The 14028-nt window shown below is 60.6% G+C and carries 16 protein-coding genes and 2 riboswitches; of the genes, 11 read left to right on the top strand and 5 right to left on the bottom strand.

Annotation, left to right across the window (positions count from 1 at the left end; all coding sequences use genetic code 11):
- Positions 1 to 84 precede the first annotated feature (84 nt).
- On the bottom strand, positions 85 to 1008 hold the full coding sequence (locus ACFQZG_RS17025) for a LysR family transcriptional regulator (RefSeq protein ID WP_378154613.1): 924 nt from the start codon (positions 1006 to 1008) through the stop codon (positions 85 to 87).
- Positions 1009 to 1126: 118 nt separating this feature from the next.
- Between ACFQZG_RS17025 and ACFQZG_RS17030 the strand changes: the two genes are divergently transcribed.
- The 3 genes from ACFQZG_RS17030 to ACFQZG_RS17040 all read left to right on the top strand — a co-directional run bounded on the left by ACFQZG_RS17030 (position 1127) and on the right by ACFQZG_RS17040 (position 4247).
- Positions 1127 to 2218 carry a branched-chain amino acid aminotransferase gene (locus tag ACFQZG_RS17030; protein ID WP_378154615.1) on the top strand — a complete coding sequence of 364 codons (1092 nt, stop codon included), beginning with the start codon at positions 1127 to 1129 and terminating at the stop codon, positions 2216 to 2218.
- 140 nt (positions 2219 to 2358) lie between these two features.
- Positions 2359 to 3018 carry an HD domain-containing protein gene (locus ACFQZG_RS17035; protein ID WP_378154617.1) on the top strand — a complete coding sequence of 220 codons (660 nt, stop codon included), beginning with the start codon at positions 2359 to 2361 and terminating at the stop codon, positions 3016 to 3018.
- A 44-nt stretch (positions 3019 to 3062) separates the two neighbouring features.
- Positions 3063 to 4247, top strand: coding sequence for an amidohydrolase family protein (locus ACFQZG_RS17040; protein WP_378154619.1), 1185 nt, complete (start codon positions 3063 to 3065; stop codon positions 4245 to 4247).
- Positions 4248 to 4304: 57 nt separating this feature from the next.
- On the opposite strand, the gene ACFQZG_RS17045 is transcribed toward ACFQZG_RS17040, so the two are convergent.
- Together ACFQZG_RS17045 and ACFQZG_RS17050 are read right to left on the bottom strand one after the other, a co-directional pair.
- Positions 4305 to 4679, bottom strand: a complete 375-nt coding sequence (locus tag ACFQZG_RS17045; RefSeq protein ID WP_378154621.1) for a DoxX family protein — start codon at positions 4677 to 4679, stop codon at positions 4305 to 4307.
- A gap of 161 nt (positions 4680 to 4840) precedes the next feature.
- Positions 4841 to 5287, bottom strand: coding sequence for an RrF2 family transcriptional regulator (locus ACFQZG_RS17050; protein ID WP_378154623.1), 447 nt, complete (start codon positions 5285 to 5287; stop codon positions 4841 to 4843).
- Between the two features lie 107 nt (positions 5288 to 5394).
- On the opposite strand from ACFQZG_RS17050, the gene ACFQZG_RS17055 reads away from it, so the two are divergent.
- Complete coding sequence (locus ACFQZG_RS17055; RefSeq protein ID WP_378154625.1) at positions 5395 to 6330, top strand: helix-turn-helix transcriptional regulator; 936 nt, start codon at positions 5395 to 5397, stop codon at positions 6328 to 6330.
- 121 nt (positions 6331 to 6451) lie between these two features.
- Entirely contained in the window at positions 6452 to 6952 is a 501-nt protein-coding gene (locus ACFQZG_RS17060) for a DinB family protein (RefSeq protein ID WP_378154627.1), read from the top strand.
- Between the two features lie 110 nt (positions 6953 to 7062).
- On the opposite strand, the gene ACFQZG_RS17065 is transcribed toward ACFQZG_RS17060, so the two are convergent.
- Positions 7063 to 8121, bottom strand: coding sequence for an LLM class flavin-dependent oxidoreductase (locus ACFQZG_RS17065; protein ID WP_378154629.1), 1059 nt, complete (start codon positions 8119 to 8121; stop codon positions 7063 to 7065).
- Positions 8122 to 8290: 169 nt separating this feature from the next.
- Between ACFQZG_RS17065 and ACFQZG_RS17070 the strand changes: the two genes are divergently transcribed.
- From ACFQZG_RS17070 to ACFQZG_RS17085, 4 genes are all read left to right on the top strand, one after another.
- A complete protein-coding gene (locus ACFQZG_RS17070) occupies positions 8291 to 8659 on the top strand; it encodes a DUF4180 domain-containing protein (RefSeq protein WP_378154631.1) in 369 nt (122 codons plus the stop codon).
- A 57-nt stretch (positions 8660 to 8716) separates the two neighbouring features.
- On the top strand, positions 8717 to 8986 hold the full coding sequence (locus ACFQZG_RS17075) for a hypothetical protein (RefSeq protein ID WP_378154633.1): 270 nt from the start codon (positions 8717 to 8719) through the stop codon (positions 8984 to 8986).
- Between the two features lie 29 nt (positions 8987 to 9015).
- Positions 9016 to 9576: a DJ-1/PfpI family protein gene (locus tag ACFQZG_RS17080; RefSeq protein ID WP_378154634.1), complete on the top strand. Its 561-nt coding sequence runs from the start codon at positions 9016 to 9018 to the stop codon at positions 9574 to 9576.
- Between the two features lie 77 nt (positions 9577 to 9653).
- Entirely contained in the window at positions 9654 to 10676 is a 1023-nt protein-coding gene (locus ACFQZG_RS17085; protein WP_378154636.1) for an SDR family oxidoreductase, read from the top strand.
- Positions 10677 to 10729: 53 nt separating this feature from the next.
- On the opposite strand, the gene ACFQZG_RS17090 is transcribed toward ACFQZG_RS17085, so the two are convergent.
- Positions 10730 to 12070 carry an APC family permease gene (locus ACFQZG_RS17090; RefSeq protein WP_378154637.1) on the bottom strand — a complete coding sequence of 447 codons (1341 nt, stop codon included), beginning with the start codon at positions 12068 to 12070 and terminating at the stop codon, positions 10730 to 10732.
- Positions 12071 to 12122: 52 nt separating this feature from the next.
- Positions 12123 to 12223, bottom strand: a riboswitch (guanidine-I (ykkC/yxkD leader).
- Positions 12224 to 12349: 126 nt separating this feature from the next.
- A riboswitch (guanidine-I (ykkC/yxkD leader) is annotated at positions 12350 to 12467 on the top strand.
- 68 nt (positions 12468 to 12535) lie between these two features.
- Between ACFQZG_RS17090 and ACFQZG_RS17095 the strand changes: the two genes are divergently transcribed.
- A complete protein-coding gene (locus ACFQZG_RS17095; protein ID WP_378154639.1) occupies positions 12536 to 13267 on the top strand; it encodes an urea amidolyase associated protein UAAP1 in 732 nt (243 codons plus the stop codon).
- Positions 13268 to 13323: 56 nt separating this feature from the next.
- Entirely contained in the window at positions 13324 to 13980 is a 657-nt protein-coding gene (locus ACFQZG_RS17100; protein WP_378154641.1) for an urea amidolyase associated protein UAAP2, read from the top strand.
- Positions 13981 to 14028 lie beyond the last annotated feature (48 nt).

Here is a 14028-nt window from a genome sequence, read left to right on the forward strand (position 1 = left end):
ATCACCTCATTATGAATTATTATTCACTTACGTGTATAATAATGTAATCTAACCAGGTGCTCCTGTAAATAACGCACTCGTTGACTAGTTCAGGGAGGCGTCCGGCGCGTCCGCCAGCACGAACACGTCGATGAACTCCCGGGCGCTCTTGGATAGATAGCGGTCCTTCGGCCAGACGATGCCGATGCCGGAGTGGAAGTCGGTGTCCGCGATCCGGCAAGCGGCGATATCCGTTAGCGGAAAAGAAGCCGTTACCGACTTCGGCAGTATCGTCGCGCCGATGCCCGCGGCCACCAGGGCGACGATGATCGCGACGCTGGAGCATTCGCAGAGGATGAGGGGCTCCAGTCCGGCTTGATGGAATTCGTTCAATACCTTGGCGTGCATGCCCGTCGTTTGGTCGGTCTTCAGCGTAATGAAAGGGTGCCGCGCGAGCTCGCTCATGCCGATCGTTCTCTCGGCTTCCATCGAAGCCGTCGCCCAGGAGGCGGGCAGAATGGCGACGAACGGGTCAGGCTTCAGCTCCACGACCTTGTACCGCCCCGGGTCGACGGCCGCTTCGAAAGGAAGCCGCGCGATGATCAGCTCGATGGCGCGCTTCTCCATCTGCTCCGCGAGGAGGAAGTGGTCTCCCTCGCTGATCTTGAACGTGAGGTTCGGATAACGCTGCCGGAACCGCTGGATCGGCTTCGGCAACAGGGAGATGCAGGAGACGACGGAGCCGATCGACAGGACGCCGTGAATGCCCTCGTCCAGCTCCTGCACTTCCCTCACCGTCTCGTGAAGCTGGCCGAGCAGTTGCTCCGCCCTTACGCGCAGCAATTCGCCGGCATGCGTAAGAGTGAGGCGTTTGCCGCTGCGATCGAATAACGTTACGCCCAGCTCCTGCTCCAGCAGCTTCATTTGCCTGCTGAGCGGGGGCTGTTCCATGTTCAGCCGCTTCGCCGCGCTAGTCACTTGGCCTTCCTCGGCTACCGCCAGAAAATACCGCAGTTGTCTCAGGTCCATGTCGCCGCGCCTCTCCCCATACCTTATTGGTATATTTTTCGAACAAAATAGATATTTCCAATATACTTAAAGGTTTGGTACGATTCAATTAACAGAATTCAGAGAGGAAGGCGTCATCATGGCTCCAACGATCGCGATCGAGCGCACGCAAGCGCCGAAAGTCAAGCCGCCGGCGGATTCGCTCGGTTTCGGCAAGTATTATACCGACCACATGTTTATTTTGGATTACGAAGCGGGCCGCGGCTGGCATTCCCCCCAGATCGTGCCCTACCAGCCGATTATGCTCGATCCGTCGGCCAAGGTGTTCCACTACGGCCAGTCCGTATTCGAAGGGTTGAAGGCGTACCGCAAAGCGGACGGCAGCATACTGCTGTTCCGTCCGGACATGAACGCGAAGCGGATGAACCGTTCGAACGAGAGGCTGAGCATGCCGGCGATCGACGAGGAGCTCTTCGTCGACGCCGTGAAGCAGCTCGTTCGCGTCGACCAGGATTGGATTCCGGATGCGCCCGGAACGTCGCTCTATATCCGTCCGTTCATCGTCGCGACCGAGACCGCGCTCGGCGTGGCGCCTTCCCGCGAGTACAAATTCATGATCATCCTGTCGCCGGTCGGCCTGTATTACGCGGGCGGCATGAAGCCGACATCCATCTTCGTCGAATCGAAATACGTTCGCGCGGTTTCCGGCGGGGTCGGCACGGCGAAGACCGCGGGCAACTACGCCGCGAGCTTGAAAGCGCAGGAGGAAGCGACGCGCCTCGGCTGCGACCAAGTGCTGTGGCTGGACGGCGTGGAGCGGAAGTTCGTCGAGGAAGTCGGCAGCATGAACGTGTTCTTCCGGATCGGCGACAAGGTCGTGACGCCGGAGCTGAACGGCAGCTTCCTGGCGGGCGTTACCCGCGATTCGGTGCTCGGCATGCTTCGCCATTGGAACGTCGAGGTGGAAGAGCGGCCGGTTACGATCGAAGAGCTCGCGCAAGCCCAGCGCGACGGCACGTTGAAGGAGATGTTCGGCTCCGGCACGGCGGCTGTCATTACGCCGGTCGGGGAGCTGTACTGGCAAGGCGAGCGGCTGACGATCGGCGACGGCGCGACCGGCGAGCTGTCCGCTCGTGTCTACGACGCGCTGACCGGTATCCAGACCGGGCGATTGTCCGATCCGTTCGGCTGGGTGACGGAGATTTCGGCGGCGGGGATCGCGCGGGAGTAAGGTCGTAACCATGCAAGGAGTGCCTCGTCCGGGGTACTCCTTGTTTGCGTTTCTTCGCGTTCTTCGCGGTCCAAACGACGTATTGCGTCTGCTATAATAAATCAGAAGAAACGAGCGGACGCAGATGGGGAGCGAATACGATGACTGGAACCGCAAGCGACAATAACATCCTCGAAGCGGCGCGCTATTGGGTGAGGGAGAAGCTGGAGCGAGAGAACAGCGGGCACGATTGGTGGCACATCGACCGGGTCGTGCGGACCGCGCGAACGATCGCGACGGCGGAGGGCGCGAACGCGTTCGTCTGCGAGCTGGCGGCGCTGCTGCACGACATGGCGGACGAGAAGCTGAACGACGATCCCGCGGCGGCGCAACAAGAATTGGAGCGGTGGCTAGCCGGTAGCGGCGTTAGCGAGGAGGATGCGGCGCATATCGTCGAGATCATCGATACGATGTCGTTCAAGGGCGGGTCGCGTCCGCCTATGCGGACGACGGAAGGGCGGGTCGTGCAAGACGCGGACCGGCTGGACGCGATCGGCGCCGTCGGCATCTCCCGCGTGTTCGCCTATTCCGGGGCGAAGAGCAGGCCGATTCACGACCCGGACGTGGCGCCGCGGGGCAGCATGACCGAGGAAGAGTACCGGAGCGGTCGCGATACGGCGATCAACCATTTCTACGAGAAGCTATTGAAGTTGAAGGACCTGATGAATACGGATGCCGGCATGGCGCTCGCCGCGGAGCGGCATCGCTTCATGGAGACGTACCTGGAGCAGTTCTACGCGGAGTGGGACGGTCGGAGATAACGAGGACTGTTAATCGCGGCGGTTAAGCTAATGGAGGCGAGCGGATGAGCAAGGTTCGGTATCGGAACGGGATCGCGGGCGGGGCGCTCGCGGGGTTGATTCTGTTAACGGGATGCGACGGGAATGCGGCGACCCCCGCTAACGTAGTTATGGAAACGTCGACGCCAGCGGCTTCGCCGGCGATCGAGCCGTCCGCTAGCGAGCCGGTCGCCAGCGCCGAGCCTAGCTCCGCCGCGCCGGAGCGGAAGTCGCTGGCGCAGCTCGTCGAGCAATTCCATACGTACAAGCTGACGGACGTGCATAACCACGATGCCAGCGGCTTCGCCTACCTCCGGATGATGTCCGTCTGGGATAGAGAAGCGATCGATCGCGTCGTCCTGTTCGGCGACGTATCGGAGCCGAGCGCCGTACAGTCGGACGCCGCCGCGTGGGCGGCGTATCTCATGCGTCCGGACCTGATCGTACCGTACTTCTCCGGCTTCGACCTGCATGACGAATCGAGCCTCGACGTCGTCCGCGACAACTTGGAGTCGGGCTACTTCGGCATCGGCGAGACCGTCGGAGCCTCCACGAATTCGCCCGTCGTATCGCAGGTGGCGTGGAAGGCCTTCGATCCGATGGACGGATATTTGCCTCGGATCTACGAGCTGTGTGCTGCGTATAAGGCTCCGATTCTGCTGCATATCGATCCGCTCTTCGGAGAGCCGGTCGAGAAGCTGAAGGAGGCGCTCGACGCTTACCCGGACACGACCTTCATTCTCGGCCACATTAACGCTTATACTTCGCCGGACGACGTGGATGCGCTGATGGAGGGACATCCGAATCTGTACGGCGACTTCTTCGCGGGCTTTACGGATATTAACTTCGACAGCGCGTATACGCTGGAGGATTTCATTCCCGTATTGAAAAAATATCCCGATCGGTTCCTGCTGAGCACCGATTCCGGCTACGGCCTTCCGAGCGAACAGGCGGCGATCGAGTCGATGTACCGGACGCTCGATCTGCTGGACGATCCCGATATCACCCGGCGCATCGCGCATGGCAATTACGACGCGATCCTGCAAGCGCAGCCCGCGACGAAGACGCAGCTCGCTGCGATCGGCAAGCTGAGCTTCGCGGAAGGCGAACGGCCCGACTTGGCCAAGTTGACGAAACTGGAGGCAGGGAGAATGCTTGCGGAAGCGGGCATCGACCTGACCATCTCGGTGCGCGAGGACGATGAGGAATAAATGCGACAAACCCGGCTGGCCCTTAGCGGGTCAGCCGGGTTCGTCGCGCGCTAGTCGTTATTCGAAGCCGGGGAAGTCTGCCAAATGGGACCATTCCAGTCCGAGCAGGACGAAGGCGACGATACCGAGCAGCAGGATCATGAACGTCTGCTGGAACGAATCCTTCGCGCGAACGTGCGTCAGTATGCCGCCAATGGCCACCAGGCTGAGAATCAGCGCGCCGGCCGCGACCCAGCTCGGGTCCCAGTAGCCGACGATCAGCAAGACGACCGCCGCAAGCTGCACGAGGCCGGTCAAGACGCGGAACCATTGCGGCAGCCGCCACTTGTCGAAATTTTCTACGTGCATTTTGTTGCCCGATGCTTTGCCGAATCCCGCCATCAAGAACATGAGGGCCAATAAGCTTTGAAGCACGATCGATACGATTTCCATTTCCATATCCCCTTCGGACGTAGTAGAATATTTACTGTGCCTATAACGGGCACAGTAAAGGGTAAAAGAAAGTCGCAGCACCAACTGCAACCGACATAAGCACATTATAATCTCGCGAATTCGTTTTGACTAGCTTAATTTTTTCGCCGCCGCATGCCGAACTACTCGAATTCGACGCGAGTCATGATATCCGCGATCGTATATTCGCGAAGATACGCGATCGTGCGCTGCTCCGCTTCTTCCAGGATACGCTCCAGCGCGGAATCGAGCTGCGCGCCCGCCTCGCCGGCCTCGCTGCAGGCGTCGCCGTCTTCGTCGGCCGCTTCGCACGGTCCCGTGCCCACCGCTGCGTAGATCTCGCCGAGCGTAATCTGCTCCGCCGGTTTGCGCAGCATATAGCCGCCTTCGCGGCCGCCGCGCGACGCGACGATGCCGGAGACGGTCAACGACTGCAGCACGCGGCGCATGAACGTGGCGTGCGAATCGACTTGGCTCGCGATCATCGCGCTCGATAGCACGCCGCCGCTCTTGGCCAGCCAGACGACGGCGTGCACGGCGATCTTGAAGCGCGGAGGCCCGATGTTCACCCCGCGGTTGGCGTTGCTCATTATCCGTGTCACCTCGTATCGCATAGTCCGAATCTGTTAGGATGAACTTATTATAGCTTGTCGGAGAGGCATAGGAAACTAGACGGAGTCCGGGAGCGTGAAGACGGTTGAAAGTACATCGCTTGTTGGCTATCACGATGCTGTTGCTCGGCCGGAGAAGGGTGACCGGGCAGGAGCTGGCGGAGAAGTTCGAGGTATCGTTGCGCACGATCTACCGGGACTTGGAGACGATCAACGGCGCGGGCATCCCGATCGCCTCTTACTCGGGCGCGGACGGCGGTTACGAGATCATGGAGCAATACCGGATCGACAAGCAGATCGTGTCCGCGGAGGAGCTCGGGGAGATCGCGACGGCGCTGAAGGGGATGCAGGCGTCGTTCGACGACGGCGGGATGGACAGGCTGCTCGACAAGGTGGGCGCGTTGCTGTCCAAGTCGGAGAGGGAACGGCACGCGGAGGCGGGCGAGACGGTTCTCCTGAACGCCGGCGGCATCTGGGCCCGGCGGCCGTCGAATAAGCTCGCGATCACGACGCTTCGCCAAGCTTCGAAGAGCGGAGAAGTCGTGCGGTTCGCCTATACGAAGCCGGAGTTGGCGGCGGAAGAACGGACGGTCGAGCCAATCGGGCTCGCGTGGAAGGGGTATGCGTGGTACCTGTACGCGTTCTGCCGGTCGAAGCAGGATTATCGGGTTTTTCGCTTGTCGCGAATGAGGGACATTCGGTTGACAGGCGAGTCGTTCGCCCGGAAGGACGTTACTTTGGAGGAGCTGGACGCGCGGTGGGGAGGGGCGAACGAGGCGACGGTACAGCTCGTCCTGCGGTTCGAGCCGAAGGCAAGCGTACGGGTCGAGGAGTACTTCGACGAGAGCGAGATCGCGAGGCTCGACGACGGCAGTCTGCTCGTTCGCGCCGCGCAGACGGAGAACAGCTGGCTGTACGGCATGCTGTTCAGCTACGGGACGAGCGTTCGGATCCTGGAACCCGCGCGGATCGCGGACATCGTGAAGGAGCAGGCGCGATTAATTTACGCGATGTACGAATAACGGAGGCGGAATACTGACAGACTGTTGTCAGTCTGCGGGCGTTATAGTTAGCATACGCCGAACGTTCCGGAGCGGAACGCGGCAATCCGACGAATATGAACCGAAGAGAGGAAGAAACCTTATGTACGCATCCATCGCAAGCTTCATCGAAGATTACGCGCATGAATCCGCCGGCACGCAGAAACTGCTCGACCGTCTGACCGACGAGTCGCTGAAGCAGCCGATCACGGACGGTTACCGCACGCTCGGCCATATCGCCTGGCATATCGCGGGCTCCGTGGACATCGTCGCCCACGCCGGCGTGAAGTACGAACACAGCAAGGACGACAACAAGCCGCCGTCCGCCAAGGAGATCGCCGACGCGTACCGCCGCTCGTCGCAAGCGTTGCTCGAGGCGGTGAAGACGCAGTGGACCGACGCCGACCTGGGCACGGTGCAGACGATCTTCGGCCAGCAATGGTCGAACGGCAAGACGCTCGGCCAGCTCGTCAAGCACGAAGTCCATCACCGCGGGCAACTGACGATTCTGATGCGCCAAGCCGGCCTGTCGGTGTCCGGAGTATACGGTCCGGCGAAGGAAGAGTGGGCCTACGCGGGCATGGAACCGCCGGTGCTTCGGTAAAGCGGCCGCGAATAGAGACGCGACAAGGCACCTCGTCGGAAGACGGGTGCCTTGTCGCGTTGTTGCGTGGTGTCGTATGCGCCGGTTCCCGCGGTGAGCGTGCCCGCCGCTTAACCCTTCGCGAGCTCCTTGCGCACGATCGGCGCGACCTTCGTGCCGAGCAGCTCGATCGCCCGCAGCAGTTCGCGGTGCGGCATCGTGCTGATGTCGACGTGCATGAAGAACCGCGTGATGCCGAGGTTGCGCTGCAGCAGGACGATCTTCTCCGCGACGTACTCGGGGTCGCCGACGTAGAGCGCGCCCCGCAGGTTGCGCGCGGCGTCGTAAGCGGCGCGGTCGTAGTGCGGCCATCCGCGTTCGCGGCCGATGACGTTCATCATCGCCTGCTTATGCGGGAAGAACAGGTCCGCCGCTTGATCGGTCGTATCCCCGATGAAGCCGTGGGAATGCGTCGCGATCTGCAGCTTGTTCACGTCGTGGCCGGCGCGTTCCGCCGCTTGCTTATACAGGTTGACGAGCGGAGCGAACCGCTCCGGCATGCCGCCGATGATCGCGAATACGATCGGCAAGCCGAGCGTGCCCGCCCGGACGGCGGATTCCGGGTTGCCTCCGCTGGCGATCCATACCGGCAGCGGATCCTGCACGGCGCGCGGGTAGACGCCGAGATTGTTGATCGCCGGACGATGGCCGCCTTGCCACGTCACTTTCTCGGACGCGCGGATCTTGAGCAGCAGCTCGAGCTTCTCCTCGAACAGCTCATCGTAGTGGTCGAGGCTATAGCCGAACAGCGGGAACGACTCGATGAACGAGCCCCGGCCCGCCATGATCTCCGCGCGTCCGTTGGACAGGCCATCCAGCGTGGCGAAAGATTCGTATACGCGAACCGGGTCGTCCGAAGACAACACGGTGACCGCGGTCGAGAGCCGGATGCGGTTCGTGACGGAAGCCGCTGCCGCTAGAACGGTGACCGGCGACGTGCCCGCGTAGTCCGCGCGGTGATGCTCGCCGATGCCGTAGACGTCCAGGCCGACTTGGTCGGCGAGCTTGATCTCTTCGACGGCATCGCGCAGCCGCTGGGCGTGGCTGACCGACTGGCCGACCGCCGCGTTCGGCGTCGCCTCGAGGAACGTGCTGATTCCAATTTCAAAATTCGGTGCTTGATCGGTCATTCGAATGCGCCCCCTTTTATCGTAAGATCATTATACGCTATTAACTAAACTTTTTAAAGTAGATAAATATTAGTTAGTAAAATGAACGACCAATCTTATTATGTCACAAAGCCGGCGAATCGGCTAAAATCAATCTATCGGTAATAAACTGCATGGGAGGGAATGCGGCATGAACATAACGGTCGATCGGCAAGGTACGTCCAAGGTCGCGGTCATCGAGAGCGAAGACGTCGTTATTAAAGAGGTCCAGGACGCGTTGGATCTCATGGCGACGGTTCGATATACGGAGGACTGCGACAAGATCGTGCTGGACAAGTGCAACGTCGCGGAAGACTTCTTCGAGCTGAAGACGAAGCTGGCGGGAGACGTGCTGCAGAAGTATACGAATTATCAAGTGAAGCTGGCGATCGTGGGCGACTTCGGCGTCTATGACAGCAAGAGCTTGCGGGATTTCATCTACGAGTGCAACCAAGGGAAGCAGTTCTTCTTCCTCCCTGACCGGCAAGCCGCGCTCGAAGCGCTCCATAAGCTCGGCTAGTTGTCCAAGCCATCTCGCCGCTCCCGAATAAGCTGGTAGCGAAGGAGGTGGTGCGCAATGGCCAGAGCGCAAGCGAAAGCGACCAGGCGGGAGAATCAAGTGTATTCCAACCGCGTCGCAAGATCGGAATTCGACGGGAATTGGAGCACGTTCCTCGCCGGCAGCGGGTTCGTCATCTATACGGCGAAGAGAGACGGCGCCAAGGTAACGGTGCTGCTGAATACCGGCGCCAGCAAGCTGCTGACGTTCAACAAGGGAGGCCGCGTCGTCGTCGGCATGGGCGGCACGAGCCACTACAGCAAGCCGCATCTCGCGACGGACTTGTAAACTTATATTCGAAGAGGCCAGGTGTCGGGATGAGGATCGCGTACGTATTGTTCGACGGGATGACGACGCTCGACTTCGCGGGCGTGCACGAGGCGTTGCCATGGATGAAGGTGCTGGGCGTCATGCCGGAGCTAAGCTGGGAGTTCTGCGCGGATCGGGAAGAGGTTAAGGACGATCGCGGACTCCGGTTCAAGATCGACCGCGTGCTGCCGGACTTGTCGGAGTACGACCTCGTGTTCGTCCCTGGCGGAATGCCGACGAGGCAGCTCCGCCACGACGAGGCGTTCGTCTCCTGGATTCGGACCGCACAGGACGCGACTTACAAGGTATCGGTATGCACGGGCGCGCTTCTGCTCGGGGCGGCGGGTTTCCTCGAGGGCAAGCGGGCGACGACGAATCCGGGCGCTTACGACTTGCTTGAACCCTATTGCGCCGAAGTCGTCCAAGAACGGTACGTGCGCGACGGCAATGTCATTACGGGCGGCGGCGTATCGGCATCGCTCGACCTCGGCCTCTTCCTCGTGGAGATGCTGACGGACAAGGCGGTAGCCCGTCAAGTGCAGACGAATATGCATTATCCCTACTATTGACCGAAATTGTGTTGCGCGTCCCGATAGGCGATAATGAGAGAGTCAATCGCTCTCAAACCTATCGGAGGTGCACGCGGATGAAAGCGCTTTTTATCGGAGGGACAGGTACGATCAGCTCGGCGATTACGAAGCAATTGCTGGAACAGGGCTGCGAGCTGTATTTGCTGAACAGGGGCAACCGGAACGATTCGTTGCCGCCCGGAGCCAAGCTCCTTCAGGCGGACATTAACGACGAGGCGCGCGTGGCGGAGCTGATCGAGGATCTCTCGTTCGACGTCGTGGCGGACTTCATCGCGTTCGTGCCGGCCCAGCTCGAGCGGGATTATCGGCTGTTCAGCGGCAAGACGAAGCAATTCATGTTCATCAGCTCGGCTTCCGCGTATCAGACGCCGTTGTCCGATTATCGCATTACGGAGGGAACGCCTTTATCGAATCCGTATTGGGAATATTCCAGGAATAAAATCGCCTGCGAGGAGTATCTGATCAAGCAGTATCGCGACGCCGGCTTCCCGGTGACGATCGTCCGGCCGAGCCATACGTACAGCGAACGGGGCATTCCCCTCGGCGTGCACGGCCGCAAAGGGACGTGGCAGGTCGCCCGGCGCATGCTCGAAGGCAAACCGGTCATCATTCACGGCGACGGCACGTCTCTCTGGACGATGACGCATAGCGACGACTTCGCGAAGGGCTTCATCGGTCTTATGGGCAACATCCACGCGCTCGGCGAGACCGTTCATATCACGTCCGACGAGTCGGTCACCTGGAACCAGATCTACGAGATCATCGCGGACGCGCTCGGCGTGAAGCTGAACGCCGTGCACGTCTCGTCGTCGTTCTTGGCCGCGACCAGCTACGGCGAAGACTACCGGGGCGGCTTACTCGGCGACAAGGCGAACACGGTCGTGTTCGACAATTCGAAGCTGAAGCGGCTCGTGCCCGAGTTCGTTGCGACGACGCGACTCGATCAAGGGCTGAAGCGGACGATCGCCTACATTCTCGCGAATCCGGAGCTGCAGCAAGAGGATCCGGAGTTCGACGCGTGGAGCGACAAGGTAATTGGCGCCCTCGATGCGGCGGCGAAGTCAATCAGAGGTTCTTAAGAATCGGAAAGGCACCCGAGCCATGGCGGCCGGGTGCCTTCGTCATTGCGCGATCAGGTTGCGGGGGAAGAGGACTGCCTCGTCGGTCGAGAGGACACCATCGGGTACAGCTTGAATCGCGCGACGTAATACGCGACGCCGAAGGCGGTCCAGGATAGGCCGAGCCATAGCGTGGTCGCGTCGAGCAACGTGAGCAGCCAGCCGATGAAGCATGCGCCGATCGCGGGGACGACGAGGTGGCCGACCGTCTGCTTGAACGAAGCGCGCTGTCTGTCCTTGAAGTAGAGCTTCGCGACGACGGATACGTTCACGAAGAAGAACGCCGTCAGCGCGCCGAAGTTGACGAACTTCACGGCGGTGTCGAGCTCGACGGCGAGCGAGAGCATCGAGAAGGCGGATACGACGGCGATGCTTAGCACCGGTGTTCCGAACCTCGGATGAAGTCTCCCGAACACGCGCCTAGGCAGGACGGCGTCGCGCCCCATCGCGTACAGCAATCGCGACGCGGTGGCGGACGAGGCGAGACCTTGCGTGAATACCGCGAAGACGAGCACCGTCATGAACAGCGACGACAGCCCGGCGCCGCCGGCGAGCTCGACGACGTTGCGGCCGGCGGCATCGTCGTTGCCTAGCGTCAAGCCGGGATAGGCGAGCTGCGTCAAGTACGAGGGGACGAAGTACAGCAGTCCGGCGACGGAGATGATGATGAGAATCGCCTTCGGGATCGTCTTCCGGGGTTCGATCGTTTCCTCGGACAACGTCGTGACGGAATCGAAGCCGAGGAAGCAGAAACAGATGACCGACGCGCCGATCAGCAGAGCCGATGGCGGAATGTCGGTCTGGACGAGTGGCGCGAGCGGGTCGTTGCCGCCGGTCAGGCCCTTCGCCAGGAACGCGCAGAAGACGGCGACGAACGCGACCTGCAACCATACGAACCATTTGCTGATGTTGGCAGAGAAGCTGACGCCGATCATATTGATCGCGGCCAGCAGGATGTTGAAGCCGACGATCCACGGCCATGCGGGCACGGACGGAAATTGCGCGTGCATGAAGATGCCGAACGTCAGCACCGCGATGAGCGGGGAGAACACGTACTCGAGCAACAGCGTCCAGCCGACGAGGAAGCCGGCCCGGGGATGAAGGCTCTTGCCGACGTACGAGTAAGCCGACCCGGATCCGGGAAAAGCCTTCGCCATGGCCGAATAGCTGAACGCCGTGAAGAAGATGGCGGCGAACGCCAGCAGGTAAGCTTGCGTCAGCATGCCGCCGGAATGCTCGCGGGCGATGCCGTAGACGGTGAAGTACACCATCGGCATCATCCAGGCCAGCCCCATGTAGACCAAGTGATGAAGCCGAAGCGTTCGTTTCGGCGTCGGCATATCGGATTGCTTCATGCGCGTTTCCCCCAACTACGTAATAAAGCCCGGGAGATATCGGATCATCGATAACTCCCGGGCTTTTGTCCCTCCGTGGACACGGCTTGCGCCGTGCGCCTTCTCTCGGACCTGGCCGGGCGAATCGCCCGCGGAACCCTAGAAAGCATGTGTATGCGGTTGTTCAAGTATGTTAGACAATGTAACACATAGCGAGCGACTTTGGAAACTATCGACGTAAATTTCATTGAATCCGTTGACTGACCCCCATATGCGTGTTATGTTTAGTTACACAACTTCATATTCGTTTACTAGGGTTCCGGCGGCATTGCGCCGCGGCTGGTCCGAGAGTAAACCGTTCCCGTACGTCCGCGAGCCGGCGCCGGGAATGCCACGGAAGGATAAAAACCTGGGAGATATCAACGAGACGCTGCGTCTTGTGGTATCTCCTTTTTGCTTATCCACTCATCCAAAGGAGCGAGATGCATGATGAACAACGCGAACGAATGGAGTACCACGATCCGGCCGGGGGGCAAATGGTCCGGCGTCGTCGGCCGAGGCAAGCTGCTGCGGTTCACGGCGCTGGAAGCGGGAGCGAACGTATCGCTCTTGCTCTACAACGCGGACGATCTGACCGAACGCTACAACATGCCCGATACGCTTAAAGCTCTGCATACCGCGCATCTGACGCGAGGCCATACGCTGATGAGCGATAACGGACGGGTGCTGGCGGCGATCGTCGAAGACAGCCTCGGCTGGCACGATACGATCTCTGCCTATTCGACCCGCGAGGAGACGGACGCGAAGTACGGGAAGTCGACGTACCAGGACGTTCGTAACGAGTGGCTGCGCAGCGGAGAAGAGAACTTCGCCGTGGAGCTCGTCCGTTGCGGGCTCGGCGTTCGCGATCTCATGCCGAACGTCAACTTGTTCGCGAAGGTCGGCTGCGACGACGCGGGAGACATGCGCTACGACGTCGGGCATTGTCCGGCAGAAGCGACCGTCACGTTACGAGCCGAGATGGATCTCGTCGTCATCTTATCGAACACGCCTAATCCGCTCGATCCGAGAACGGAGTACCCATCGGTACCGGTGAAGCTCGACATTGCGTCCGCGGATGGAGAAGTCGGCCGGGACGATTATTGCTTCAACTTCCGCCCGGAGAACGCGCGGGCTTACGAGAATACGTGGGAGTATTACCAGCTGCGGAGCCGCTAAGAGAAGGCAAGGACTCGTCCATATCTATTAGATACGCATAACGGGAGGAATCGACTATGGCAGTATTCAATCGCGTAGAGAGCCAGCGCGCCGTCGAGACGGCGATTCACGACGAGATCGTGCTGGCCGGCGACGGCTGGATGAAGGAGCTGCAGCCGGGACAGGTGCTTCGGATCGTGGATCTGGAAGGCAATCAAGCCGCGGACACTCTGTTCTACGACGCGGACCATCCGGAGGATCATTACAGCGCGGTTCGCACGATCGTCGCGCAGAGCAATATCTACCTATCGACCGGATCGGTCATCCGCTCCGAATCGGGCAAGGCGCTGCTCACGATCGTCGCCGACACGTGCGGCCGCCACGATACGCTCGGCGGCTCCTGCTCCGCGCAGAGCAATACGGTCCGCTACGCCCACGAGAAGCTGCACATGCACAACTGCCGGGACACGTTCATGCTGCAGCTGGCGAAGCGGGCGGACGGAGAGAAGTACGCCAAGCGCGATCTTGCGCCCAACATCAACTTCTTCATGAACGTGCCGGTCACGCCGGAAGGCGGACTGACGTTCGCGGACGGCGTATCGTCGCCCGGCGCGTACGTCGAGCTGAGGGCGGAATGCCGGACGACGGCGCTGATCAGCAACTGCCCGCAGCTGAACAATCCTTGCAACGCGTACAATCCGACGCCGGTTCGGGTGTTGATCTGGAACGATTGAGAACGACGATAGAGAGACGTTAGACGTTAGATTTCGACTGGGGAGTGG

The sequence above is a fragment of the Cohnella sp. GCM10027633 genome, assembly GCF_042675445.1.
In the GTDB taxonomy this organism is placed as follows: Bacteria; Bacillota; Bacilli; order Paenibacillales; family Paenibacillaceae; genus Cohnella.